This is a genomic window from Haloarcula japonica DSM 6131, assembly GCF_000336635.1.
Classification (GTDB): Archaea; Halobacteriota; Halobacteria; order Halobacteriales; family Haloarculaceae; genus Haloarcula; species Haloarcula japonica.
Genome location: NZ_AOLY01000003.1, coordinates 1 through 22747, shown reverse-complemented (window position 1 = coordinate 22747; position 22747 = coordinate 1). Strand labels below are relative to the sequence as shown.

The 22747-nt window shown below is 65.2% G+C and carries 29 protein-coding genes and 1 pseudogene; 16 read left to right on the top strand and 14 right to left on the bottom strand.

The window, feature by feature from the left end; translation table 11 throughout:
- The first annotated feature begins 13 nt into the window (after positions 1–13).
- From C444_RS00660 to C444_RS00650, 3 genes are all read left to right on the top strand, one after another.
- Positions 14–289: a hypothetical protein gene (locus tag C444_RS00660; RefSeq protein WP_004590178.1), complete on the top strand. Its 276-nt coding sequence runs from the start codon at positions 14–16 to the stop codon at positions 287–289.
- A gap of 44 nt (positions 290–333) precedes the next feature.
- A complete protein-coding gene (locus tag C444_RS00655) occupies positions 334–1209 on the top strand; it encodes an MBL fold metallo-hydrolase (RefSeq protein ID WP_004590176.1) in 876 nt (291 codons plus the stop codon).
- Positions 1210–1271: 62 nt separating this feature from the next.
- On the top strand, positions 1272–1565 hold the full coding sequence (locus C444_RS00650; RefSeq protein ID WP_004590174.1) for a hypothetical protein: 294 nt from the start codon (positions 1272–1274) through the stop codon (positions 1563–1565).
- 15 nt (positions 1566–1580) lie between these two features.
- Here the strand turns inward: C444_RS00650 and C444_RS00645 are convergent, their stop codons facing one another.
- The 3 genes from C444_RS00645 to C444_RS00640 form a co-directional block, all read right to left on the bottom strand.
- Complete coding sequence (locus tag C444_RS00645) at positions 1581–2531, bottom strand: DUF5787 family protein (RefSeq protein WP_004590173.1); 951 nt, start codon at positions 2529–2531, stop codon at positions 1581–1583.
- Between the two features lie 42 nt (positions 2532–2573).
- Positions 2574–2750: a hypothetical protein gene (locus C444_RS22125; protein ID WP_004590172.1), complete on the bottom strand. Its 177-nt coding sequence runs from the start codon at positions 2748–2750 to the stop codon at positions 2574–2576.
- Between the two features lie 138 nt (positions 2751–2888).
- A complete protein-coding gene (locus C444_RS00640; RefSeq protein ID WP_004590171.1) occupies positions 2889–3776 on the bottom strand; it encodes a DUF7351 domain-containing protein in 888 nt (295 codons plus the stop codon).
- Between the two features lie 287 nt (positions 3777–4063).
- On the opposite strand from C444_RS00640, the gene C444_RS00635 reads away from it, so the two are divergent.
- From C444_RS00635 to C444_RS00615, 5 genes are read left to right on the top strand one after another with little or no spacing between them, the layout of a single operon-like run.
- Positions 4064–5293: a translation initiation factor IF-2 subunit gamma gene (locus C444_RS00635; RefSeq protein WP_004590170.1), complete on the top strand. Its 1230-nt coding sequence runs from the start codon at positions 4064–4066 to the stop codon at positions 5291–5293.
- Complete coding sequence (locus tag C444_RS00630) at positions 5293–5667, top strand: hypothetical protein (RefSeq protein WP_004590169.1); 375 nt, start codon at positions 5293–5295, stop codon at positions 5665–5667. The genes C444_RS00635 and C444_RS00630 overlap by 1 nt, the downstream gene beginning before the upstream one ends.
- A gap of 3 nt (positions 5668–5670) precedes the next feature.
- A complete protein-coding gene (locus C444_RS00625) occupies positions 5671–6249 on the top strand; it encodes a DNA-directed RNA polymerase (RefSeq protein WP_004516007.1) in 579 nt (192 codons plus the stop codon).
- Entirely contained in the window at positions 6249–6446 is a 198-nt protein-coding gene (gene spt4 / locus C444_RS00620; protein WP_004590167.1) for a transcription elongation factor subunit Spt4, read from the top strand. Before C444_RS00625 ends, spt4 begins: the two co-directional genes overlap by 1 nt.
- Position 6447: 1 nt before the next feature.
- Positions 6448–6987: a GTP-dependent dephospho-CoA kinase family protein gene (locus tag C444_RS00615; protein WP_004590165.1), complete on the top strand. Its 540-nt coding sequence runs from the start codon at positions 6448–6450 to the stop codon at positions 6985–6987.
- Between the two features lie 24 nt (positions 6988–7011).
- Here the strand turns inward: C444_RS00615 and C444_RS21650 are convergent, their stop codons facing one another.
- Positions 7012–7167, bottom strand: coding sequence for a rubrerythrin-like domain-containing protein (locus C444_RS21650; protein ID WP_004590163.1), 156 nt, complete (start codon positions 7165–7167; stop codon positions 7012–7014).
- A gap of 89 nt (positions 7168–7256) precedes the next feature.
- Complete coding sequence (locus C444_RS00610; RefSeq protein ID WP_049909001.1) at positions 7257–8288, bottom strand: RNA methyltransferase; 1032 nt, start codon at positions 8286–8288, stop codon at positions 7257–7259.
- Positions 8289–8375: 87 nt separating this feature from the next.
- Here C444_RS00610 and C444_RS00605 point away from each other — a divergent pair, with 87 nt between their 5' ends.
- On the top strand, positions 8376–8765 hold the full coding sequence (locus tag C444_RS00605) for a DUF7473 family protein (RefSeq protein ID WP_004590159.1): 390 nt from the start codon (positions 8376–8378) through the stop codon (positions 8763–8765).
- A 222-nt stretch (positions 8766–8987) separates the two neighbouring features.
- Here the strand turns inward: C444_RS00605 and hisG are convergent, their stop codons facing one another.
- Both hisG and C444_RS00595 read right to left on the bottom strand, forming a co-directional pair.
- Positions 8988–9836, bottom strand: a complete 849-nt coding sequence (gene hisG / locus C444_RS00600) for an ATP phosphoribosyltransferase (RefSeq protein ID WP_004590157.1) — start codon at positions 9834–9836, stop codon at positions 8988–8990.
- Between the two features lie 69 nt (positions 9837–9905).
- Entirely contained in the window at positions 9906–11048 is a 1143-nt protein-coding gene (locus tag C444_RS00595) for an MFS transporter (protein WP_049909000.1), read from the bottom strand.
- 213 nt (positions 11049–11261) lie between these two features.
- On the opposite strand from C444_RS00595, the gene C444_RS00590 reads away from it, so the two are divergent.
- The 4 genes from C444_RS00590 (at position 11262) to C444_RS00575 (ending at position 15769) form a co-directional block, all read left to right on the top strand.
- On the top strand, positions 11262–12560 hold the full coding sequence (locus C444_RS00590) for an amidohydrolase (RefSeq protein ID WP_004590154.1): 1299 nt from the start codon (positions 11262–11264) through the stop codon (positions 12558–12560).
- Between the two features lie 138 nt (positions 12561–12698).
- Positions 12699–13703 (top strand): hypothetical protein, encoded by a 1005-nt coding sequence (locus C444_RS00585; protein WP_004590151.1) that lies wholly within the window; start codon positions 12699–12701, stop codon positions 13701–13703.
- Positions 13704–13747: 44 nt separating this feature from the next.
- Entirely contained in the window at positions 13748–15025 is a 1278-nt protein-coding gene (locus C444_RS00580) for an adenosylhomocysteinase (RefSeq protein WP_004590150.1), read from the top strand.
- A 288-nt stretch (positions 15026–15313) separates the two neighbouring features.
- A complete protein-coding gene (locus C444_RS00575; protein WP_004590148.1) occupies positions 15314–15769 on the top strand; it encodes an acyltransferase in 456 nt (151 codons plus the stop codon).
- A gap of 137 nt (positions 15770–15906) precedes the next feature.
- Here C444_RS00575 and C444_RS22120 read toward each other — a convergent pair whose 3' ends face one another.
- Complete coding sequence (locus C444_RS22120) at positions 15907–16059, bottom strand: hypothetical protein (RefSeq protein WP_004590146.1); 153 nt, start codon at positions 16057–16059, stop codon at positions 15907–15909.
- Positions 16060–16336: 277 nt separating this feature from the next.
- On the opposite strand from C444_RS22120, the gene priL reads away from it, so the two are divergent.
- Entirely contained in the window at positions 16337–17413 is a 1077-nt protein-coding gene (gene priL, locus C444_RS00570; RefSeq protein WP_004590144.1) for a DNA primase regulatory subunit PriL, read from the top strand.
- On the opposite strand, the gene C444_RS00565 is transcribed toward priL, so the two are convergent.
- The gene (locus tag C444_RS00565) at positions 17410–17619 is read right to left on the bottom strand and encodes a DUF7472 family protein (protein ID WP_004590143.1); all 210 of its coding nucleotides are present in this window, start codon (positions 17617–17619) and stop codon (positions 17410–17412) included. The genes priL and C444_RS00565 overlap by 4 nt on opposite strands.
- Before the next feature lie 129 nt (positions 17620–17748).
- Here C444_RS00565 and C444_RS00560 point away from each other — a divergent pair, with 129 nt between their 5' ends.
- On the top strand, positions 17749–18396 hold the full coding sequence (locus tag C444_RS00560; RefSeq protein ID WP_004590134.1) for an SWIM zinc finger family protein: 648 nt from the start codon (positions 17749–17751) through the stop codon (positions 18394–18396).
- An 18-nt stretch (positions 18397–18414) separates the two neighbouring features.
- Here C444_RS00560 and hjc read toward each other — a convergent pair whose 3' ends face one another.
- Positions 18415–18933 carry a Holliday junction resolvase Hjc gene (gene hjc, locus C444_RS00555; protein WP_004590132.1) on the bottom strand — a complete coding sequence of 173 codons (519 nt, stop codon included), beginning with the start codon at positions 18931–18933 and terminating at the stop codon, positions 18415–18417.
- A gap of 192 nt (positions 18934–19125) precedes the next feature.
- Here hjc and C444_RS00550 point away from each other — a divergent pair, with 192 nt between their 5' ends.
- Positions 19126–20085, top strand: a complete 960-nt coding sequence (locus C444_RS00550) for a DUF4382 domain-containing protein (RefSeq protein WP_004590130.1) — start codon at positions 19126–19128, stop codon at positions 20083–20085.
- A gap of 13 nt (positions 20086–20098) precedes the next feature.
- On the opposite strand, the gene C444_RS00545 is transcribed toward C444_RS00550, so the two are convergent.
- The 4 genes and pseudogenes from C444_RS00545 to C444_RS00530 form a co-directional block, all read right to left on the bottom strand.
- Entirely contained in the window at positions 20099–20710 is a 612-nt protein-coding gene (locus C444_RS00545) for a DUF7139 domain-containing protein (protein WP_004590128.1), read from the bottom strand.
- 36 nt (positions 20711–20746) lie between these two features.
- Positions 20747–21643 carry an alpha/beta fold hydrolase gene (locus tag C444_RS00540; RefSeq protein WP_004590123.1) on the bottom strand — a complete coding sequence of 299 codons (897 nt, stop codon included), beginning with the start codon at positions 21641–21643 and terminating at the stop codon, positions 20747–20749.
- A gap of 6 nt (positions 21644–21649) precedes the next feature.
- The gene (locus C444_RS00535) at positions 21650–22393 is read right to left on the bottom strand and encodes a DNA polymerase sliding clamp (protein ID WP_004516027.1); all 744 of its coding nucleotides are present in this window, start codon (positions 22391–22393) and stop codon (positions 21650–21652) included.
- 159 nt (positions 22394–22552) lie between these two features.
- A pseudogene (locus C444_RS00530) lies at positions 22553–22747 on the bottom strand (copper-containing nitrite reductase); the annotation flags it as partial.

The window sequence follows — 22747 nt, the reverse complement described above, 5'->3', positions numbered from 1 at the left end:
CCATTCGGTAGCCATGGCTGACGACGACGTATTCACCGAGACAGACGACCCCGCCGAGTCGTGGGTCGACGTTCGCATGACTGACCCCGACGAAGGCGAGTGGGACGTAGACGTGGTTATCGCGGAGAAACAGGTCGAATACGTCGACCTACGCATCCGACCGGCGCTGCTCGAAGGGTTTCTCGACTGCCTGTTCGACGACCTTTCCGACGAGCGCGCCCGGTCCCTGCTGGCGGCGACGATGGAGCGACAGGGCGTCGACCTGGCGGACCTGGCCGACACCCAGTAACGAAAGCGAGGGGCTTAGGCGAGTCGCCGCCTGAAGGGACAGTAATGGAGGTCACGCTGCTTGGGACCGGCGACACGACGGGGACGCCGACTGTCCAGTGCGACTGTGACACGTGCGAACGGGCGCGCAACCCCGACGAGGAACTCCGGGCCCATGCTCGCGAGCGCGGCATCGATCCAGCCGACGGCGTCGAGCGGTCGCGCTTTTCGGTGGCGCTGCGCAACGACGACACCGGCGAGTCGCTCCTGATCGACCTGAGTCCGGACTTCCGCCACCAGTTTCTCCGCGAGTCGGTCCCGCTGCCGGACGCGGCTATCGTCACGCACGTCCACTTCGACCACCTCGACGGCCTCGGCAACGCCTACCGCCTGTTCGACGAACTGCCGGTCCACGCCGCCGACGAGACTGACCCGGTGACCGGCGAGAGCGTCGCCGAGGGCGTCCGGAGCCGGTATGATTATCTCGACACGGTGTCGGTCCACGCACAGACGCCGTTCGAGCCGTTCACCGTCGCCGGCTTCGAAGTGACGCTCGTCCCGGTCACGCACCCGCCGCTTCTGTGCTACGGCCTGCGAATCGAGGAACCGGCGACCGGCGCGGTGCTGTCGGTCTCCGGGGACACCTGCTACGACGTGCCCGACCGGTCGAAAGCCGTCCTGACCGGGGCCGACCTCGCGCTCGTCGAGGGCATCGTCCACCCGGAGGCCTGCGAGTACCACCCCAAAGGCGGCACGCACCACGACGAGGACGGCGTCCCGCGGACCTTCGGGACGAAACACATGACTCTGGCCGGCGCGCGGGACTTCGCCACCGACATCGAGGCCGACGACTATCGTATCGTCCACACCGCACACTACGTCCCGGCGGACCGGGCCTTCGCTGATGACATCGGACTCGACGGCGAGCGGTTCACACTCTGACGCTACGTTCGGCGCCGTGAAACAGGCCGTACCTTATAGGTAATGGCGGCTAATGCCGTTGTATGGACAGGCGCGGCATCGCGGAGGTCGGTGGGCTGTCGCTGGTTGGCGGCGTCCTCGCAATCGCCGTCCAGCAGGGCATCGCGGGCAGTATCGACTGGGTGCTGGTGGTGGGACTGGTCACCTGTGTCGGTATTGCAGCCGCGGCGAACTATCAGGCCAGAACGAAACACGCGGCGCAGGTCGCCACCGAAGCGCCGGCGGTGACCGAAGACAACTACGAACAGCACGGCCGTCCGACAGCCGGCGACGGCGGCGTCCCGCCCGATGACGCGCCTTCAGGCGACGACCGGTAGCCGACTTCTCGCGACCTATTCAAACCGATCCAGTCCTGACTGGCGACGCCTGCGCCCGTCGGGGTCCGCCCGCCACGGCGTCCGCTCGGCCCGGAGCGACTCGCCGTCAACGGTCGGCGGATCGTCCTCATCATAGCCCCCGCAGTCCGGGCCGCAGTCGTCGCTCTCGCGGACAGCACGGTCCTTCCACTGACAGTACGGAATCCCGTCGCTGTCGGGTGCACAGCGTTCACACGCCGGGTAGTCGAAACTCCGCCATCCCTTGCCGTACGCTCGCTCGGCCAGTCGCCGGCGTGCGCGGGCCTTCTCCGAAGGGTTGACTATTCGCACGTCCGCCCGGACCGGTCGCTCTTCGAGGAGTTCGACGCCGGCATCGTCTGTCGGCAGCGGTGTCGCCTCCCGACGGACGTCTATCGTTCCGCTGTCGGCGTCGAACCGCCAGACGCCGACTTCCTCTGGAATCCGGTTGAGGTGCGCCCCAGTGACGTAGGAGGCCGTCGCCAGCACGACGCGGTCGGCGAGCGCGAGCGACACGTCGGTCCGCAACTGTGATTCTAAGTCGCCGGGCCGGTCCAGATCCGGCTTGTTCTCGATGGCAACGATTTCGCCGACCCAGTCTGGGTACCGCGTCGTCTGGCGGACGTACGTCCGGCCCCCGCGACGTTCGCGCTCGAAGAAGCCCCGCTCGACCGCCAGTTCGACGGCCCGCTCGGCGCGGTCAGGGTGACAGTCGAAAACGTCCTTCCAGTACCGCGCGCGGCCCGGACCGACGCTGCTTTCGATGGCCGCCGCCGGCAGCCGTTCGGGAGTGATGGCCGCCCGCTCGTCGAACTCGGGTCCCGGTTCGACAATGACGGTGTCGAGGACGCGCCGGCCGTAGACAGCGCCGCCGAGTTGGCGGCTCACCAGCCGACCCTCGCGCTCAAGATGGGCACACAGTGACAGTTCGAAGTCGAACTCCCGCACGACCGGAGGCAAGGCTGGGACGGGCAAAAGCCCCGCGCCCGGTTACCGGGTAGCGACAAAGAAACAGGTCAGCGCCGCCAGTGCGAGGACCAGACTCTGCGAGAGTAGCGTCAGCAAGCCAAGGTAGACAGTCAGAACGCCGAGGAGGGACCGAACGGTCAGCGGTGGATACGTCGGCCTGTACAGTTCTGGGTCGGCGTAGGGTGCGGGTTGGTACATTGCAATGAATAGATGGTCCCGAACCCCGATAAGTATAATCTGAATGACATTTCTGTAACAGACGCGGACCGAGACTCTCCTGAAGACGATTTCGGTCAGTGGGAAAACAGTTCGCCGCCGCAGTACCGATAGCCCGACTCAGCGCCCGCAGGCCTGTCGCTCGAACTCGACCGGCTGGAGGTCGCCGTCCAGATAGGCGGTCAGTTCCGCCTCGGCCAGCGGAATCCGGACCGCGAGCCGCCACGGGTCGGTGGCCTCGACGCTGGTGTACTGGTCGTCGACACACCAGGGCAGCGTCCAGTAGGGTCGACTTGACAGATCGACGCCGTGGTCGTCGTAGAACGCTGCGACGCGGGAGTTATCGAGTAGCGTCAGCCCGACAGGCGAACAGAGTTCGTGGCGACACCGTTCGCAGACGAACTCGGCGCGGACCGACACGTCGAGACAGCAGTCGCCATCGCGGGAGATTTCCGTTCCCATCCGGCCGGCGCAGTCGGGGCAGACGCCGTCGGCGGCCAGACAGTGGAGGTGTCGCACCCGTTCGGCGAAGGCCGTCGCAACTTCCGCTGGCGTCCGGTCCACCAGACCGCCCGGCGGGAACGGGTACTCGCCGTGGGCCTTCCCGCAGTCCTCGCAGTCGATGGCAAACTGTTCGTCGGCGTACTCTGCCAGTAGACCGCCGCCACATCGTGTGCAGGCCCCGGTCACCGGGAACGGGTCGATGTCGGGCGTCCGCGTGAACGTCCCTGCCCGCACTGCGCGGATGACCTGCGCCCCGGCGTGCCGGAGATCGTACCCGTCCGTTCCCTGGCTGACGAACTGGCCGGTGAGTTCCTGAAGGTGATAGTTAAACTGTCCGCTGTCGGCCAGTTCTACGGCGTCGAATAGCTCCGAGAAGCGAACTGGTCGGTCGTCTGCGCGCCACAGCGCCTCCAAGATGTCCAGGCGCGTCTCGCTCGCGATGACCGAGAACGCTGTCGCCGGATCGATGTCGGCATCAGTTTCGGGGGACTCATCGACTCGCATCGTACATGAATCTGTCTCCGCATAAACAAAAGCGTTCACAGAAACACAGTTACGTAACAGTACCGACAGGAACGGGCCACGATCCCCTCAGCGTCTGTATCTCGCATCGTCTGCGGCCCGCGCTCAGCGACGGGGTTGCGTCACTGTGCTGAGGTTGATTCCGAGCAATACGGTGACCGTGCCGCCGCCAGCAGGGACCAGATCGGCGATTGAACGGGGGTCGGCGGGGCGCAAACAGTAGGTTTATCAGTTGCACGCGGCGAAACTCCACCAAGATTACTCTCGAAATGACATCGAACAAACAACCGGAGGTGAACATCGGACTCGTCGGGCACGTCGACCACGGAAAGACGACGCTCGTACAGGCGCTGTCCGGCGAATGGACCGACCAGCACTCCGAGGAGATGAAGCGCGGTATCTCTATCCGACTCGGCTACGCCGACGCGACGTTCCGTCGCTGCCCGGAGGCCGAGGAGCCGGAGGCCTTTACCGTCGACGAGCACTGCGACGATCACGACGTCGACACCGACCACCTCCGGACGGTGTCGTTCGTGGACGCACCCGGTCACGAGACGCTGATGGCCACGATGCTGTCCGGCGCGGCCATCATGGACGGGGCCGTTCTCGTCATCTCGGCGACCGAGCCCGTCCCGCAGGCCCAGACCGAGGAGCACCTGAGCGCGCTCGATATCATCGGCATCGACAACATCGTCATCGCCCAGAACAAGGTCGACCTCGTCGACGAGGAGCGGGCGATGCAGAACTACGAACAGATTCAGGAGTTCGTTGAGGGCACCGTCGCCGAAGGCGCACCGGTTGTCCCCATCAGCGCAGGTCAGGAGGCCAACATCGACCTGCTCATCGAGGCTGTCCAGTCCGAGATTCCGACGCCGGAACGGGACCCGGACGAGGACGCCCGCATGATGGTCGCACGCTCGTTCGACATCAACCGTCCCGGCACGACCTGGGACGACCTGATGGGCGGCGTGCTCGGCGGCTCGCTCGTTGGCGGCCAACTGGACGTTGACGACGAGATCGAACTCCGCCCCGGCCGCGAGGTCGAGGAAGGCGGCAAGACGGAGTGGCAGCCCGTGACGACGACGGTCCGCTCGCTCCAGTCCGGCGGCGACTTCGTGGACACAGTCACGCCGGGCGGCCTGCTCGGCGTCGGGACCGGACTTGACCCCGCGATCACGAAAGGCGACGCGCTCGCCGGACAGGTCGCCGGGCCGCCCGGTAGCCTCCCGCCGGTCCACGAGAAGTTCACGATGGACGTGGACCTGCTGGAACGCATTGTCGGCGACGACGGCGGCGAGGTCGACGAGATCTCGACCGGCGAGCCGCTCATGCTGACTATCGGCACCGCCACCACGGTCGGTTCGGTCACCAGCGCGCGCGACGACGAATGCGAAGTCGCACTCAAGCGCCCGGTCTGTGCGGCCTCGGGCTCGAAGATCGCCATCAACCGCCGTGTCGGCGCTCGGTGGCGGCTCATCGGCGTCGGCACGCTGCGGTGATGATCGTGCTGGACACGAACGCGCTGATGATGCCGGTCGAATGCAACGTGCGGCTGTTCGAGGAACTCGAACGGATCGTCGACGCAACGGAGTACGTCGCGCCCGCCGCCGTCCGCGACGAACTGGCGAAACTGGCCGATGGCGCCGGCGCGGAAGCGACCGCCGCCTCGGTCGGACAGGACCTGCTCGACCGCTGTACGGTTCGCGAAACGGCGGCGGACTACGCGGACGACGCCGTCCTCGAACTGGCACAGGCAGACGAAGCGACACACGCGGTCACGAACGACAACCCCCTCAAACGACGCCTGCTGGACGCGGGCGTTCCAGTAATTAGTTTAAGGGGCCGGAACAAACTGGGTATCACTCAACCATAACACATGTATAAACGGGTACGCCTACGCGATACGGTCGAAGTCCCGCCACGCTTTCTGGCGGAGGTCAGTCCGGGGCTGGTCAAACGGCTCCTGCAAGAGAAGCTCGAAGGACGAATGGACGAGGACGTCGGCAGCGTCGTCTCCGTCATCGAGGTCCACGACATCGGTACCGGTGCCGTGCTGCCGAACAAGCCCGGCGTCTACTACGAGGCCGAGTTCGACGCGCTCACGTTCGACCCGCAGATGCAGGAAGTGGTCGACGGGGAGGTCGTCGAGGTCGTCAACTTCGGGGCCTTCATCGGCATTGGGCCGGTCGACGGCCTGCTCCACGTCTCCCAGATCTCCGACGAGTATCTGGCCTACGACGAGGAGAACCAGCAGCTCGCCTCTCGGGAGTCCAATCGGACGCTCACCGTCGGTGACGCCGTCCGGGCGCGCATTGTCACCAAGAGCATCGACGAGCGCAACCCACGGGACTCCAAGATCGGCCTGACGGCGAAGCAGGTCGGGCTGGGCAAGCACGGCTGGCTCCAGGAGGAGCGCGAGCGCCGCGAAGGCACGGCGGAAGCCGGTGATAGCTGATGGCGGACCGACTCGTCTGCCGCGACTGTCACCGCGTCCAGGGCGCGGAGATCGAAAGCCAGTGTGAGGCCTGCGGCGGCACCGCCTTGACCGAGGACTGGGCCGGCTACGTCGTCATCGCCCACCCGGAGCGCTCCGACATCGCTAAAGAGATGGAAGTGACCGAGCCGGGCAAATACGCGCTGAAAGTCCGCTAACGTGTCCGACGTCGTCCTCGAACTCCCGAGCGGCCTGCGAACGGAACTGAAAGAGCCGCTCGGACGGATTTATACTGATACAGCGGCGCTGCTGGCCGACGCCGGTGACCCGATCATCGCCGTCGGCGACATGGTCACGTACCACCTCATCGAGGGCGGCCGCGTCCCGGACCTCGCACTGGTCGACGAGCGGACCAAGCGCTCGGCCGTCGACGCGGACGTGACAGCGGCAATCGACGGCTTCGACCGGACGCGCTCGGTCGACAACCCAGCCGCGACGCTCACCGCTGAACTGCTTACTGCGCTCAGGGATGGTATCGACAGTGACGAGACGACGCTTCTGGATGTTGACGGCGAGGAGGACCTCGCCACGCTCCCCGCAGTGCTCGCCGCGCCCGCAGGGGCCAGTGTGGTGTACGGCCAGCCGGATGAGGGGATGGTGCTGGCTGACTGCGACGACACAGCCCGGGACCGGGTCCGAGACCTGCTGGAGCGGATGGACGGTGACGCCGAGCGAGCGATTGCGCTCGTGTCGAGCTAGCCGAGGAAAAAACGCGGACGAGTTTTATTCCGGTCGTGGGACGCTGAGGTTCTGCATCTCCGTCTCACAGCGATCACAGGTAACCGTCGAGCGTTCGCTACAGAGGCGCTTCCCGCAGTCCGGACATTCGAACAGCTGTTCATCGTCGTCACAGGGGGCGGGGTCTGACCACGTTGGCATACTTGAGACTAATTAGCATTTGTCACGGCATAAACTTTGCTCATACCGAAATAAAAGACAACACCTGTTCAGAGAAAGTGGACGTATGGTCACTCAAGGACGTGGACGTGCCTGACAAGTGAGCGATGGACTCGCCGACGGAAGTAGTCGGTGACGGCCCAGCCCGCACCGGTCGCGGCCTCGCGCCAGTCGCGGTCGGCGACGAGGACGCACCGCCCTGCGACGCGGTTCGCTTCCCCGAGCGCGCCGGATACGAGCGGGGCCAGTTCCCCTTCGATACGGGACTGGCGGCCGTAGGGGGCGTCGAAGACGGCGGCGTCGACAGCGTCGTCGGCCACCGGCAGTGCGGACGCGTCGGACCGGAACACCCCCCACTCACCCGGTTCGGGATAGGCGTCCCTGTTGGGGTGGCCGTCGCCGTCGAGGGCGTACTGGAGGTTCTCGCGCGTACCGTGGACCATCTTCGTCTGCGCGTCGCCGCCGACCACGTCGGCCCCGATCAGCCCCGCTTCCAGCAGAAGGCCACCGGTGCCACACATCGGGTCCAGTATTGTTGCGTCCGGGCCGGCTCCGGCGATATTGACCAGCGCGCGGGCTTCGAGCGGGTCCATACTGCCGGGCTGGAAGAACGGGCGCTCGGTCGGCTGGCGGCCCCCGAAGTCCCGCACGCTCTCGGCGGCGAGCCAGCCCAGCGCACAGCAGGCCTCACCGGTCCCGCCCTCCTCGTCGCCGTCGGGGTCCGAGAGATAGGCGTAGAGGACGTGGTCGGGGTCGTCGAGGTCGACGGGAAAGCCACGGTCGGTGAGCACGCCGCCCAGCATCCGTTCGGCCTGTTGGGTGTCGATACCAGTGCTCGCTCGCACGTCGACCGCACGCACGGCGACGCTCCCCTCGCGGTCGATGGTCGCGGCCGAGAGCAACTCGGCGGCGCTTTCGATGTCCGGGTCCGAGGTTCCGATCAGGTCACAGGCCCGGTGGGTAAACGCGAGGTGGCGAACGCGGTCGCTGATACCTCGTGCCGTCGCCAGTCCGGGGGCGAGCACGTCAACGGCGCTTGCGGCGCTTGCGGCTTCCCGCCGCGCGAACGCGTCGTCCTGCCCGCCGAGTTCGAGGACGTACACGCCCGAGCGGTGTGGGCGAGCGGCTATGAGCGTGCCGGTCGCGGCCGGGAACAAAACGCACAAGCGAGCGGCCGCCGAACCCCGAGTATGCTCCAGTCCGGGTTCTCCAGCCTCACCGGCGGTGGTATCCTTGCGGTCCTCGTGACCGTCCTTGTCACCTGGCTCTTTTACGCTCTGACGCTCCACCTGGCTGCGACGTTCTTTATCGGCGACGTGCCGAGCCAACTCGCCGCAAAGGCGGCCCTTGCGCCGGCAATCGTCTCGCTCATCCTCCAGCGCTGGGGCGTCGAATCCGGCGTCGTCTCGGCCGACCTCGGCGTCGCTGTCGTCCTGTTGCTCACTCTCGTCGCCGACGGGATCGCCATCAGCCTCTCCTATCGGCTGTCGACCCGTTCGACGGCCCCGCTCGTGGCGCTACATCTGGCGTTTGCGGCGGTGCTCGGGTTCGCGCTGAACAACATCTTCATGTTCTTCTGACTTGCCGATCCGGGAACGAAGCGAGAGTGGTGGTGACGAACGCCCTGGCCGTTTGCGGTGCGGGACGGACGCGACTGGCATACCGCGCCGGAGGCGCGGTTTCACTCCGAGCGCGGCCGCAGGCCGCGACTCGGAGGTCGTTTTTAGCGTAGATTTTTGCGAACCCGCTCCCCACAGCGCGCTCTACGAGCGCACGAGGAGAGGGGGTGACGTAAAAAGGTACTATTCAACCAGCCGCTCTATCTCTGTGACGAGAATGTCGCTCGCACCCACGTCCTTGAGCGAGCTAATCGTCTCGAAGACGGCGCGCTCATCGACGACGGCGTGAACGGCGAGCTGGTCGGAGCCGGCGATGTCCATCACGGTGGGGCCACCCATCCCCGGAAGCACGTCTTCCACGTCGTCGAGGGCGTCTTCGGGGGCGTTCATCATCAGATAGCGTTTGTCTTCCGCGGCGAGGACGGAGCCGAGCGCGGTGTCGACCTGCTGGACCTTCTCGTCGTCGGCGGTGTCCTCGCGGGCGAACAGGCGGACGGAGCTTTCGAGCACCTCGTCGACGACGGCCAGCCGGTTCATCCGGAGCGTGGTCCCGGTCGAGGTGATGTCGACGATGCCGTCGGCGATGTCGACGTGCGGGGTCAGTTCCGTTGCACCGGACACCTCGGTCACGTCGACGTCAACGTCGACCCGGTCGAAGTACCGGCGAGTGATTTTGGGGAACTCCGTGGCGATGCGGCCGCCCTCGAAGTCGTAGACGGTCTCGATATTGCTCTCTTCCGGTGCGGCGAGCACGAGCCGACAGCGCCCGAAATCGAGGTCCCGGAGTTCGACGAGGTCGTCGGTGTCGGACTCTCGAACCTGGTCGAGGCCGGTGATACCTACGTCGGCAGCGCCGTCCGCGACGTACTCGGGGATATCGGCGGCGCGGGCGTACAGCACGGTCACGTCCGGGTCGACGGTGTCGGCGTGCAGTTGGCGGTCGGCCCCGTCGACTAGATGGAGGCCGGCCCGTTCGAGCAGTTCCTCACTTGGTTCGTGCAGGCGGCCCTTGTTGGGGACGGCGATTCGCATACGCCTACTGGCAGGCCGCGGGGCAACTGTCTTTCCCCTCAGGCTGGCCGGAGCCTGTGGGCGGAACCGTCACAGGCGGTTCCGGCGTGGGAGGACAACGAAGGTAGCCGCAGCCAGCAGCGTCAGGCCAGCGAGACCGTAGAACGCGACGGCAAACAGGTTCCGGTCGGCGAGCAGGCCGACGGCCGTCGAGCCCAGCGAACTGATCGCGAAGAAGCCGGTCCGGAGCAGGCCCCAGCCGGTGCCTTCGGCGGTGTCAGGAAGTGTGTCGACGATGTAGGCGTTTGCCAGCGGGCCGACGCTCATCCGAACACCGATGACGCCGGAGACGATGGCCAGCGGCACGACGCCGCGGACGGACGGAATGAGCACGAGTGGAACGGTACTGACGAGCGCGACAGCGGTCAGAACACTTGGCGTTCCGTATCGGTCGGCCAGCCGGCCGGTGACTGTCTGTGAGAGCGCGCCACCGACGAACAGTACCGAGAGAAGCGCACCGGCGGTCCCCTGTGAGAGGCCCCGGACCGTGACCAGATACGTGGTGAGAAACGCCGTCACGGCCTGGAAGGCGAATAACATCAGTGTCTTGCCCGAGACCGACAGCACGAGCCGGCGGTTGCGAAAACCGGTGAGGACTGTTCGGAGGTCCTGCCGGAGGCTCCGTTCGGACTCGCCGGTCGGCCGGTCCGAGACCGAGAGCCAGAGCGCGCCGGCGACAAGCATGAACAGCGGGGCGGCACTGGCGAGCGCCAGCCGCCAGCCGTACCGTGTGGTGACGAACGCCGCGATGGCGGGTAGTGCGGCCGCGCCGAGAGAACCGGCCGCCATTACGACACCGAAGGCGGTCCCCTCGCGGGCATCGAACGTCCGCGAGAGGGCGGTCCCGCGGGTCGGGCCGTACACCCCCGTCCCGAACCCGAACGCGCCCGTTGCGATGAGGAACAGCGAGAACACCGGCGCGAAGAAGTAGCCCAGCAGCCCGACGCCCGACAGCAACGCTGCGGCTACCAGTAGTGTCCGCTCCCCGATTCGGTCGATCAGCACCCCGGCCGGAAACTGCACCGCCGCGTACGTGAGCCAGAGTACCGTGACTGCGAGCCCGGCCTCTGCGTTCGAGATGACGACCTCCTCGCGTATCGTCGGCAACACCGCAGGGATGACAAACCGCATCCCGAGAACGAGGAACCAGCCGGCAGCAACGGCAAGCAGCATCCGGCCTGGGCTTCCGTGCCGCATGGCGTTGACCCGCTGTCGGATGCGCTCTGCCGTCGCCATGCTCTTGACGACCGAACGCGCCGGAGCCGAAAGACCCCTGCGGAACAGGCACTGCTGTCACTGCGACATCGGGCCATAGACGTGGCAACACGCCACACAACGACGGCGTGGACCCAGCGAACTAAGGCCCGCGGTTGCGAAGCCACCGCCATGAGCGAACTTCTCGTCACCGGCGGGCAGGTCCTCCGGCCGGACATGACCGTCGAGCGTGCGGACGTACTGGTCTCACAGGACAGCGGCGACATCGTGGCCGTCGACGAACCGGGCACGCTAGACGGTGACGACGAACTCGACGCCAGCGACGGCTTGGTCATCCCCGGTCTGGTCAACGCCCACACGCACGTCGCCATGACGCTGCTGCGCGGCCTCGCGGACGACAAGCCCCTCGACGCCTGGCTACAAGAGGACGTCTGGCCCGTCGAGGCGGAACTGACTGCCGAAGACATCCGCGCCGGAGCAGAACTCGGACTGGTCGAGATGATCCGGTCGGGGACGACAGCACTGTCGGATATGTACTTCGAGGTCGAGGAAATCGCGGACGCAGTCGATCAGGCTGGGATGCGAGCAGTGCTGGGCTTTACTGCAGTTACCGTCGGCAAGGACGACGAGGCCGCGCGGTCTGACCTTCAGGAGAGCCTCGATGTAGCTCGGAGACTCGACGGTGCGGCTGGTGGCCGGATTCAGACGACGTTCCAGCCGCATTCGCTGACGACCGTCGGGGAGGCGTACCTTCGCGAGTTCGTCCCGCAAGCCCTCGAGGACGACCTTTCGATCCACCTGCACGCCAACGAGACACGCGACGAGGTGACGCCAATCGTCGACGACCACGGACAGCGGCCGCTCGCCTACGCCGACGACATCAGCCTGCTGGACGGCGACACGTACGTGGCCCACGGCGTCCATGTCGACGACAGCGAAATCGACCTGCTGGCCGAGACGGGCACCGGCGTCGCTCACTGCCCGGCCTCGAACATGAAACTCGCCAGCGGGATGGCACCGGTGCAGGACCTGCTGGATGCCGGCGTCACAGTGGGTATCGGAACCGACGGCGCGGCCTCGAACAACGACCTCGATATGTTCGACGAGATGCGCGACGCGGCAATGATCGGCAAGCTCGCGGCTGATGACGCCAGCGCGGTCGACGCCAGCACTGTCGTCGAAATGGCGACCGCAAACGGCGCGGCCCTGCTTGGTTTCGACAGTGGCCGCATCGAAACCGGCGCGAACGCCGATCTGGCTGTCATCGACCTCGACGCCCCACACCTGACGCCGGCCCACGACCTCGTCTCGCACCTGGCCTACGCCGTCCACGGGAGCGATGTGCGCCATACGGTCTGTGACGGCGAGGTACTCATGCGGGACCGCACTGTCGAGGTGTTCGACGAGCAGGCCGTCCGCGAACGAGCCAGCGATCACGCGGCCGCGCTGGTCGAACGAGCCGGCGACTGAACAGACGGAATAAACGCTGAGAGAGAATTTTAAACGGTATAATCACCTCTTAGACGGTATTTTTGACCGCGCAAACGGCCTGAACGGGATGAACGGGAGGGGGTGTTTATCGCTCTCTCGGCGAACATATCGGCTACGATGCGCACCAAACTCTTTGCACTGTACGCCGCTGTCGGACTGGCCCTGTTGGCCGTCGGTCCGGGTCTGGCGGCCGCTGCGGACTCGGCCGGCAACACTGGCGCGGGGAACACCCTCGCGGTCGGTGTCGCACAGTCTGACGACGGCAGCGCGACGGTATCGGTCACACAGAACGAGACGGGCGTCGAGAACGCCTCAGTTGCTGTGGCGACGGCTGACAACACCTCCTACGCCGGAACCGGCAACTACACCACCGACAGCGATGGGACGGTTGGACTGCCCGCCCCCGAGCAGAACGTGACGGTCGACGTGACGGCGACGGCCGACAATCACACTGCGACGACGACGGCGGACCTGACCGTCGCGCCGACGAACGCCACCAACATGACCGAGTTCGACACCTTCGGACTCGAAGTATCGGCCTACGTGAGCGACCTGTTGAGCGACGAGAACCGGACCGGCGGTATCGGCCCGGCTGTCGCCAGCTTCGTGACCGCGAACAACCCCGGCAACGCGCCGGACCACGCCGGCCCGCCCGCACACGTCACTGGTGAGAACGAGCCCGAGGACAACGAGACCCACCCCAGCGAACGACAGGGTCCGCCGACGGACATCTTCGGTGACGACGAGAACGAGACTGAAAACGAGACGGACGACCGTCGCGGTCCACCCGAGGATCGCGGTCCGGACCGCAATGATGACGAGACCGAGAACGAGACTGACGACGACAACGAAACGGACGACGACCGTCGTGGTCCGCCGGAGGACGCTGGACCGCCCGAAGACCGCGATGACAACGACGCGGAGAACGAGACTGAAGACGACGAGAACGAAACCGAGGAACCGGAAGACGAGACCGACGATGCGGTGGAGGGAGACGAGACGGAAGAGCAAGACGAGGACGACGATGACGATACTGACAATGACGATGAGAGCGACGACGGTGACGACGGCGACCGCGGCCGTCCGGACGACGCCGGCCCGCCGGACGACCGCGGTAACTGAGCGGCTTCGGTAGCGTTTTAGGAACTCTCTTCCTCTATCGTGGCATGACGACGCCTATTTCCGAGCGACTTGACGACCTCGACGAGGCTCGCGACTCCGGCCGCCGAAAGATGGACTGGGCCATCCAGCATATGCCCATCTGCGGCGCGCTCCGCGAGCAGTTCGAGGCCGACCAGCCCTTCGCTGGCGAACGAATCGGTATGGCGATGCACGTCGAAGCCAAGACCGCTGTCCTCGCGGAAATCCTCGCGGTCGGCGGCGCGGAAGTCGCCATCACCGGCTGTAACCCGCTCTCGACACACGACGACGTGAGTGCTGCACTCGACGCCGTCGACGGCGTCACTTCCTACGCCGAGCGCGGCGTCGACGACGAGGAGTACTACGCGGCTATCGAGGCTGTCATCGGCCACAAGCCGACCATCACTGTCGACGACGGGATGGACCTCGTCGCGGCCATCCACGAGGACTACCCGGAACTCATCGACACCATCGTCGGTGGGGCAGAGGAGACGACGACCGGCGTCCACCGACTGCGTGCAATGGACGATGACGGCGAACTCGACTACCCCGTGTTCGCGGTCAACGACACGCCGATGAAGCGCCTGTTCGACAACGTCCACGGCACCGGCGAATCATCGCTGGCCTCGATTGCGATGACGACGAACCTCTCGTGGGCCGGCAAGACCGTCGTCGTCTCCGGGTACGGTGACTGCGGCAAAGGTGTCGCGAAGAAAGCCAGCGGCCAGAACGCCGACGTGATCATCACCGAAGTCGAGCCCCGCCGCGCGCTCGAAGCGCACATGGAAGGGTACGAGGTCAAGCCGATGGCCGAAGCCGCCGCCGAGGGCGACGTGTTCATCACGACGACCGGCAACCGCGATGTCATCGTCGAGGAGCACTTCGAGGCGATGCAGGACGGCGTCCTGCTCGCCAACGCCGGCCACTTCGACGTGGAGGTCGACCTCGACGCGCTGTCGGACCTCGCCGTCGACACGTACGAGGCCCGCGACGGCGTCCAGACCTACGAGATGGCCGACGGCCGCCGCCTGAACGTGCTGGCCGAGGGCCGTCTGGTCAACCTCGCGACGCCCATCGCACTGGGCCACCCCGTCGAGGTGATGGACCAGAGCTTTGGCGTGCAGGCCGTCTGTGTCCGTGAATTAGTCGAGAACGGCGACGACTACGAGGCCGGTGTCCACGCTGTTCCGGACCGACTCGACAAGGAGGTCGCGGAGATCAAACTCGACGCCGAGGGCGTCGAATTCGATTCGCTGACCGATACGCAGGCCGAGTACATGGATTCCTGGCAGCACGGGACGTAGGGCGGGGCGCGACCGCAGGAAGCGGCCCGCCAGACGCGCAGCGGTGACCGAAGGGAACCGCGAGCAGTAGCGAGATTCTGAGCGGAGCGAAGAATCTCGCACCGGAACGGGGAGCGAAGCGACCCGTGGAGGACACAGAGTGGTTCGAGCGGAGCGAGCGGTCTCCAGACTACAACGTCGACGAGACTGCCACGTGATAACCGTGCTGGTAACCTTCTTGAATCGACTCAGGATTCAAACACCAGCTTTCGACACCACGATAATTACCGTCGGCGCTGACGTCCGAGTATGGCTGTCCACGAGACCGCGAAGCTCGAGAATGCGACGCTGGGAACCGTCGAGATTCGAGAATACGTAACGATCCACGACGCCGAGATAGAGGACGGCGTCCAGATTTACGAGGGGGCCTCGATCAAGAAGGCGACCATCCACGGGCCGACTGATATCAACGCAAACGTCTACGTCGAGAACGCAACGGTCGGCGAGTCCGTCCAGATCGGGCCCAACGCCTCTATCGTCGGCGTAACCCACGACCTCTCCGAGACGGGCATGGAGTTCCAGAACGACACGTTCGACGAGATTGTCATCGAGAACGGGGCTTTCGTCGGCGCTGGTGCGGTCGTCCTTCCGGGCGTCACGGTCGGCGAAAACGCCGTCGTCGGGGCCGGAACCACCGTAACCGACGATGTCCCGTCCGAGACTGTGGTCCGGAGCGCTACGGAAACGGTACAGCGCTCCCTCTGAGCGGCGGCGCAAAACACTGGTTTCCATCTCCCGGTAAACGGGTTGCCAACCGCGACCGACTGACTGGGTGGAGGGTACTTCCGCCATACAGACGCAAAACCGCTGGCCTCGTTGGTGTCGCCGACCGTCGACTGGTCCTACTCGGTTACGTCGACGAAGACTGTCGACTGAATCCACGCAGACTGGTTCTCGGGGTCGCCGATGTGGGCGACCGTATCCACGCCGACGTCGTACTCTTCGAACGTCGCTCTGATGCCCTCTTGTGAATTGGTGTCGTGCTCGTCCGTCATCGGTGTGTTCCGTGTGTCGTTTGGCAGTTACCTCGTCGCGAATGACCGCACCGGCCCAGTTGCCCGACCGGACCGGGTGCCGTCGCCGACCCGCGCGTCCTTACCACACTTCAGCAATAGCGTGTGGCGTGCATCCGTCTATCTACTAGCTGTATTCACTCGCCACCGGGCCACCTCTATATGTATAGCCCCACACTCTACCTTCGCTGTCGGGAATCCGACACCGACCGTCCCGGTGACGGCAATTTTATTCGCTCCCATCCGAAAGGTGGTGGCAATGGAACCGCTCCACGCACGCTACCCCTTTCTGGCGCGGTCGCGGGAGGCCGTCGAAGCCGCGGCGGTGGACTTGGGCGAAATCGTCGCCACGGACGAGACGGTCACGGCGCGCGCGCTGGAGCGGGTCGAGTCAGCAATCACGGACGGGACTGTTGGGGAGCCACACCGACGGACCCGCGTCGAACTGCTGTCGTACCCGGTCGCCCGCGTACTGGTGTCGCTCGTCGACGTACACATCTGTACCCGGAAGTACGCGCAGGCGGAGGCCGAGGCAGCATACGACCGGTTCACCGAGGAGTTCGAAACGACGACGGAGCTGAAATCGACCCAGCGCGAGACGCTTGACCGCACGGAACTGCTCGCGGAGTTCGACCTCGCGAGCGCTGTCAGAGACACTGGCGATGGCTACCGCGTCGAGGTCGGTGCGTATCTCGACTTGGCGGCCGACCAGCGGGGCGATTCCTGGCGGCTGGTCAATCGGCCACTGGCCGACGGCGAGGTCAGGGTCACCGCCGAGGAACTGAACGTCCTGTTGAAGCAGGCGATCCGTCACCGGGTCACCGACGGCCTGCCGTTCACCGTCCCCGACGCTATCGCCGACGAACTGACTGAGGAGGTCGACCGCTTAGAGGAAGTGCTCTCGGAACTGGAACTTACCCGCGAGATCGACACTGTCGTCCCGGAACTGTTCCCGCCCTGCATGAAGTCCCTCCTCGACCAAGTCCAGAAGGGTGAGCACCTCGAACACCACTCCCGGTTCGCCATCGCGACCTTCCTCGTCGGCATCGGGATGACGACGGACGAGATCGTCGACCTGTTCCAGGTCAATCCCGGTTTCGGCGAGGAAGCCACCCGCTATCAGGTCGACCATATCCGCGGGGATACCAGCCCGACGGAGTACTCGACGCCGGCGTGTTCGACCATGCAGTCCTACGGCGACTGTGTCAACATGGACGACCTCTGTGAGACGATTTCTCACCCGATGGGCTACTACGAGCAGAAGTTAGACGATACCGACGAGGAGGAACTGGTCGACTGGCGCGAGGACGAGGGCGATGAAGAGGCTGACGCCTAGAACTGCTGGCGTTCAAGCCAGAGGCCGGCAGCCGTCATAAACACGACGAACAGCCCGATTGCGCCGATGAGTGCGTAGCCGCCCGTTGCCTCTACGGTTGACCCACTCAGATACATCTGTGAGGCTGTAACAGTCGCGCCGACGAACAGCACGACGGCGACCGCCGAGATGACGATTTGCAGGAGCGTCTCCCGCTCGATATCCATGCTCTGCGATTTCACAGGGCCGGCAAAAAGGGTATCGAAGCGTTGGAGCCCGCTGGCCGAGCCATTTAGGATCGTGTAGCACCTACGTTTCAACTGGACGCATTGGAAAATACAGCCGCGTCCGCATCTATGACGCTCATCGAGCCAACAGCCGACCGGCAGAGTACCGCACTTGCACCGGACCTCCGTTCCCTCCCGGACCGGGCCGCCCGCGCCTGGACCGAGCGCATGGCCGTTCGCCCACGAGCGGGCAGTACGTACGCCGTGACGACGGAGAGCGACAGCACGTATCTCGTCGACATCGCACAGCACACCTGCTCCTGTCCCGACAACCGCATCCGCGGCGAGCGCTGCAAACACCTCCGGCGCGTCGCCATCGAAATCACCGCGCGGCGGGTCGCACCGCCCGGCAAGGAACGGGCGGTCTGTGACGCCTGTGGGACCGTTACCTTCGCCGCAGCGGACGCACGGACGCCCCACCTCTGTAGCCACTGCCGACTGGAAGCCGGCGACATCGTGCGGGACCGCGAGACGGACGACAGACTCGTCGTTACGGCTGTCACCGACACGTCGGCCGCCGACTGGACCATCGAGGCGACCGACGAGACGGTCGCCGACTACGACACCAACGACGGCTACCCGGCGGACGACCTCGTGGTGCTGGCGACGTATCTCTCGGATGCTGTCAGCGCAACTGAGCCGCGAGAATACGCCTTTCCCCTGTCGCGACTCCGTCGCGCCGAGGACGCCGAACTGGTCGACAGTAAGAACCAGTAATCGAGCGCCTGCGAACCGCTACTCCAGCATCGCTGCGGCTTCCTCCCTGTCGAGGTCGCCGCGTTCGAAGGCTGACAGCACGTCCAGTACGCTCTGGTCCGGGCCGTCGTCGCCCACTTCATCCAGCGTGACCTTCTCGGAGTTACCGACGAACTCATCGAAGTCCGTTCCGTCGGAGAGGGCTTTTTCCTTCTTGACGCGATAGTTGCCGCCGTCGGTCGTGTGGAGGTCCGCCGGGTGGAAGAAGTACCAGTCCTCGCGGTCGAACCGGACACCGATACGCGGTTTCGCGCCGAAGTTCCGGGCGAAAAACAGCAGTGCCTCGACCTCCTCGCCGGTGAGATAGATGGGGTCGCCGGCGCTGGATTTCGCTTCGATAGCGTAGAATGTCTCGCCGTCGCCCGAGAGCACGTCCGGCAGTTCCCGCTCGGTCGCGCTGCCGCTCGCCGGCGCGCGCATCACCGCAAAGCCCGCCCCGTCGAGTGCGTTGACCAGTTCGCGCTCGCGGCGGTCGCCCTTCGCGTTCGAGTTTGCCATTATCAGGACGTGGAGCGACGGGGGTAAAACCGTTCAGATACAGCCAGACCGTTCATTCCGTTCAGCGAAGCGCACACCGGTTTGATCTATCGCGGGGCATATACGGGCTAACACCATCCCACATCATGGAATGACTACGTACGCAACAGCAACGACGGTATCGACGGCGACCCACAGCACGGGATGTAGCCAATGAGACGGCGACGGTTCATCGCGACAGGCGCTGGCGTCAGTGTCGGTCTCCTCGCCGGCTGTTCTGGGTCGAGCGATTCCGGCGAATCTGACGGGACCAGCGGTGACGAAACCAGTGACGGCAGCTCCACTGACGAGGACACGATGACGAACGACGGAGGAACGGTTGGGACGTTCCGGCTACTGATCAGCGACCAGCCCGCGGCTATCGGCGACTTCGATTCGCTCGACGTATCGTTCTCCAAGGCTCGCATCTTCCACGCGAAAGACAGCGAGGAGACGGACGAAACCGACGACGTGACTGAAACCGAATCGACGGAAACGGCCACGGCCGACGTAACTGAGACGGAGACGGCCGAGCCTACTGGAACGGAGACGGTCGAACCGACCGAGACAGCGGACGACGACACCGCGGCTGAGGGCGAAGACGAGGGAGAGAACGAGGAAGCCGACGGCGGCTTCGAGGTTCGCGACCTCGACGGCGCAACTGTCGACCTCACTGAAGTCGTCGGGGACAAAGCCATCGGCGTCCTCGACGGTGAACTCGAAGCGGGCCGCTACAGCAAGATCGAACTGTACGCCGAATCCGTCGACGGGGTCGTCGGCGGTGAGTCGGTCGACGTGAAGATTCCCAGCGGGAAGCTCCAGCTCACCAAGCCGTTCGAAGTCGTTGCTGGTGAATCGGTTGAGTTTGTCTTCGACATCAACGTCGTCAAGAAAGGCAACGGCGGCTACAACCTCCTGCCGGTCATCTCGGAGAGCGGGGTTGCCGGGAAGGACGTTGCGGTGGAGGAAGTCGGCGGTGACGGCGCGGAAGACGAAGCTGCTGATGCGGAGGAGGACAGCGCCGATACCGACGACGAGGAGACCGACGGTGAGACAACGGGGATCGATGAAACTGAGCGCGACTCGACGCCGGAGTCGAACCAGCGCGGCAACGAAACGACGGCCGCCGAGTAGCGCTCAGGGACGCTCAGTCTTCGATTCGTGACTCCAGTTCCTGAATAACCTCGTCGGTCGTGCCGCCGTCGCCGCGAACCGCCTGCGTGTAGCGCCTGTATTCCTTGGGGGACACTTCGACGGTCTTGGTTTCGCCTTTGTGTGAAATCTCGAGTTTCACCGTGCCGTGTGGGTTGTTCCGTCGTCGGAAGCTCGCCATCGCCGTGAAGACGAACCAGAACGCCACGCACGTCCCGATGAAGTACGCCATCGTCGTCTCGAACGCCAGCGTCTGCGCACCGACGGTCCAGTTGTAGGGATACGCCGTTTGAAACAGCCCCACACCGACAAGACAGAGGAACGCGCCGACGCCGACACCGCCCTGCTCCCGGCGGCTCGACGGAAGTACGGCGACGACGCTCAGGAACATCGCAGGGATGCCGAGGCCGCCCAGCGTCCCGCCGAGTTTCTCGGCGGCGTGGGGTTCAGTTGCGCCGACGACTGCCGACAGCGGCGTCGTCACCAGCAGTATCGCGACGACCACCGTTAGCGCGCCGACAGCACCCAGGGTCGCGCCGGCAACGACGCGGCGGGGGTCACGGCCCTCCCACCGCCGCTCGCTGTACGCGTCCCCGAGGTTCTCCATACCGGCCCGTTGGTACCCGACCCACAAAACGCTACGTCAGACGCGCGTGCGACGCTGTACGGCGGCCAATGCGTCGTTGCCGGCAGCTGTCAACGTACCGAGATGGTCGCTGTCGACGGCTTCAAACGAAGCGTCTGGAAGCCGCTGTGCGATGGCGGTTCCCGTCGACGGGGCAACGTTGGCGTCGCTTTGCCCCTGGAACACGCTAACCGGCACTGAAATGTCTTCGAGGGTAAACGGCCACGGTTGTGAGAGCAGTCGCTGCTCACGGATAATTCCGCTCGGACCGCGTGCCATCGCGGTGAGCATATCCGCACGGACGATTCGTGCCACCTCGTCGGCCGCCAGAGCGTCAGTCTCCGGTATCTCCTCGGCAACGAACCCGACAGCGTAGGACGGGTCCCTGCGGACAGCGACCCACCGTTGTAGCCGGAAGATTCGCCCGAGCGCCCACGGAGCGTGTCGGGACAGTGCCCCGACGAACTGTTGGACGCGCCCTGTTGCGCCGACTGACGGCGGGCCGCTGCTGCCCAGCAGCGCGATTCGCTCTATCTCCGGCAGTCGGTGGCAGGCCAGCGCGAACGGACCGCCGCCGGAGAAACCGACGGCACCGGCCGCGTCGATATCGAGATGGGACAGAAGGTATGCGGCGTCGTCCGGCCAGTCTTCGAGCGTGACGGAAGCGTCTTCCGAGTTTCCGATACCCGGACGGTCCGGGGCGATGAGGTGTACGCCGTGTTGGCGGGCCGGTTCGGCGAGCAGCCGTGCGATGACGTGCGACCCCGGTGTGCCGTGACAGAAAAGGACCGGATAGCCGTCGGCATCGCCGTAGGTAGCGTAGGCCAGCCGCCGTCCGTCAGGGAGCGAGAACGACTCGGTTTCGGAGTCGTCTGGCAGCCAGTCAGTGGCTGGGATCGGCGGCGCGGACCCCATCCGTCGTTATTCGCTCTGGATACGCGGCGCGAGCATGTAGGTGACCCGGCCCTGTCCCTCGGCGAAGCTGAAGTGCATCTTGACGGGGAACTCCTCGCCAAGTTCCATTTCAACCTCAGCGTCTTTCGGGATGGCCTTGTTCATGTTCTTCAGGTAATCCAGCGAGAACAGCGAGTGGGCGTCCCCGGGGGTGAGATCGATGAGGTCGTCGCGGGTGAGTTCAAGGTGGACGTCGTCCGTGTCGCCCTCGGCGTCGACGTAGAACAGCTCCTCAGTCGCGTCGACACCCAGCGCGATATGGTCGCTGACCATGTCCGCGGCGGTGACCGACCGGTCGATGTCTTTCCCCTCGATGACGATGTTCGCCGAGAGATCCAGATCCGGGAGGTCGGGCTCCTGCCGGATGGAGTCGGGGTCGATCAGCGCGAGGGTGTATTCGAGGCCGTCGATAGAGATGTGGAGTTTCCGCGTCTCCTCGTCCAGATCGAGGTGGACGAGCTGGCCGGCGTCGGCCATGCCGGCGATGTCTTCGAGCCGGGAGAGGTTGACGCCGATGAGCCCACCGTCAGTCTCGTAGGACTCGAACGCCGCCGCGTCGAGCCGCAGGTCGACCATTCCAACGTTTGCCGGGTCGACTGCCCGGATTTCCAGCCCGTCTTCTTCGAGGTGGATCTTGCACTCGTCCACCAGCACGCTCACAGAGTCGAGAGTCGCCTGGAGCGTGTCTGCGCTCACGATGGCGTTGAACATCTTGAACCGGACTATGCCCCCATCCATTAAAAAGTCCCTCATTGAAACCGCGTGCGCGCGAGCGACCGCGGACGGGGCAGCGGTTACGAGCGATACCGGCTATCGAGTGACCGATCAGAACACGAAGCGGCAGTGCACAGCGTTACTCCGGCGAAGCGGTCAGGCCTCCGGTTCGAACACGTCGAGGTTTGCCGACCCTTCGCGGTTGATAACGGCCATCATGCCCTTGCGGGCGACTCGCGAGAGCGCGTGATCGACCAGCTTGATGGGACCGGGCACCTCGGCGTGGAGGGTCGCGATGGCACAGGACCCCGGCTTGACCGGCGTGGTCTGGACGTACTTGTTCGGCGGTCC

Excerpts from the sequence above, each read along its gene's own strand:
- C444_RS00660 (WP_004590178.1), top strand. The coding sequence starts at position 14 with ATGGCTGACGACGACGTATTCACCGAGACAGACGACCCCGCCGAGTCG.
- C444_RS00655 (WP_004590176.1), top strand. The coding sequence starts at position 334 with ATGGAGGTCACGCTGCTTGGGACCGGCGACACGACGGGGACGCCGACT.
- C444_RS00650 (WP_004590174.1), top strand. The coding sequence starts at position 1,272 with ATGGACAGGCGCGGCATCGCGGAGGTCGGTGGGCTGTCGCTGGTTGGC.
- C444_RS22125 (WP_004590172.1), bottom strand. The coding sequence starts at position 2,750 with ATGTACCAACCCGCACCCTACGCCGACCCAGAACTGTACAGGCCGACG.
- C444_RS00640 (WP_004590171.1), bottom strand. The coding sequence starts at position 3,776 with ATGCGAGTCGATGAGTCCCCCGAAACTGATGCCGACATCGATCCGGCG.
- C444_RS00635 (WP_004590170.1), top strand. The coding sequence starts at position 4,064 with ATGACATCGAACAAACAACCGGAGGTGAACATCGGACTCGTCGGGCAC.
- C444_RS00630 (WP_004590169.1), top strand. The coding sequence starts at position 5,293 with ATGATCGTGCTGGACACGAACGCGCTGATGATGCCGGTCGAATGCAAC.
- C444_RS00625 (WP_004516007.1), top strand. The coding sequence starts at position 5,671 with ATGTATAAACGGGTACGCCTACGCGATACGGTCGAAGTCCCGCCACGC.
- spt4 (WP_004590167.1), top strand. The coding sequence starts at position 6,249 with ATGGCGGACCGACTCGTCTGCCGCGACTGTCACCGCGTCCAGGGCGCG.
- C444_RS21650 (WP_004590163.1), bottom strand. The coding sequence starts at position 7,167 with ATGCCAACGTGGTCAGACCCCGCCCCCTGTGACGACGATGAACAGCTG.
- C444_RS00605 (WP_004590159.1), top strand. The coding sequence starts at position 8,376 with ATGCTCCAGTCCGGGTTCTCCAGCCTCACCGGCGGTGGTATCCTTGCG.
- hisG (WP_004590157.1), bottom strand. The coding sequence starts at position 9,836 with ATGCGAATCGCCGTCCCCAACAAGGGCCGCCTGCACGAACCAAGTGAG.
- C444_RS00595 (WP_049909000.1), bottom strand. The coding sequence starts at position 11,048 with ATGCTGCTTGCCGTTGCTGCCGGCTGGTTCCTCGTTCTCGGGATGCGG.
- C444_RS00590 (WP_004590154.1), top strand. The coding sequence starts at position 11,262 with ATGAGCGAACTTCTCGTCACCGGCGGGCAGGTCCTCCGGCCGGACATG.
- C444_RS00585 (WP_004590151.1), top strand. The coding sequence starts at position 12,699 with ATGCGCACCAAACTCTTTGCACTGTACGCCGCTGTCGGACTGGCCCTG.
- C444_RS00580 (WP_004590150.1), top strand. The coding sequence starts at position 13,748 with ATGACGACGCCTATTTCCGAGCGACTTGACGACCTCGACGAGGCTCGC.
- C444_RS00575 (WP_004590148.1), top strand. The coding sequence starts at position 15,314 with ATGGCTGTCCACGAGACCGCGAAGCTCGAGAATGCGACGCTGGGAACC.
- C444_RS22120 (WP_004590146.1), bottom strand. The coding sequence starts at position 16,059 with ATGACGGACGAGCACGACACCAATTCACAAGAGGGCATCAGAGCGACG.
- priL (WP_004590144.1), top strand. The coding sequence starts at position 16,337 with ATGGAACCGCTCCACGCACGCTACCCCTTTCTGGCGCGGTCGCGGGAG.
- C444_RS00565 (WP_004590143.1), bottom strand. The coding sequence starts at position 17,619 with ATGGATATCGAGCGGGAGACGCTCCTGCAAATCGTCATCTCGGCGGTC.
- C444_RS00560 (WP_004590134.1), top strand. The coding sequence starts at position 17,749 with ATGACGCTCATCGAGCCAACAGCCGACCGGCAGAGTACCGCACTTGCA.
- hjc (WP_004590132.1), bottom strand. The coding sequence starts at position 18,933 with ATGGCAAACTCGAACGCGAAGGGCGACCGCCGCGAGCGCGAACTGGTC.
- C444_RS00550 (WP_004590130.1), top strand. The coding sequence starts at position 19,126 with ATGAGACGGCGACGGTTCATCGCGACAGGCGCTGGCGTCAGTGTCGGT.
- C444_RS00545 (WP_004590128.1), bottom strand. The coding sequence starts at position 20,710 with ATGGAGAACCTCGGGGACGCGTACAGCGAGCGGCGGTGGGAGGGCCGT.
- C444_RS00540 (WP_004590123.1), bottom strand. The coding sequence starts at position 21,643 with ATGGGGTCCGCGCCGCCGATCCCAGCCACTGACTGGCTGCCAGACGAC.
- C444_RS00535 (WP_004516027.1), bottom strand. The coding sequence starts at position 22,393 with ATGTTCAACGCCATCGTGAGCGCAGACACGCTCCAGGCGACTCTCGAC.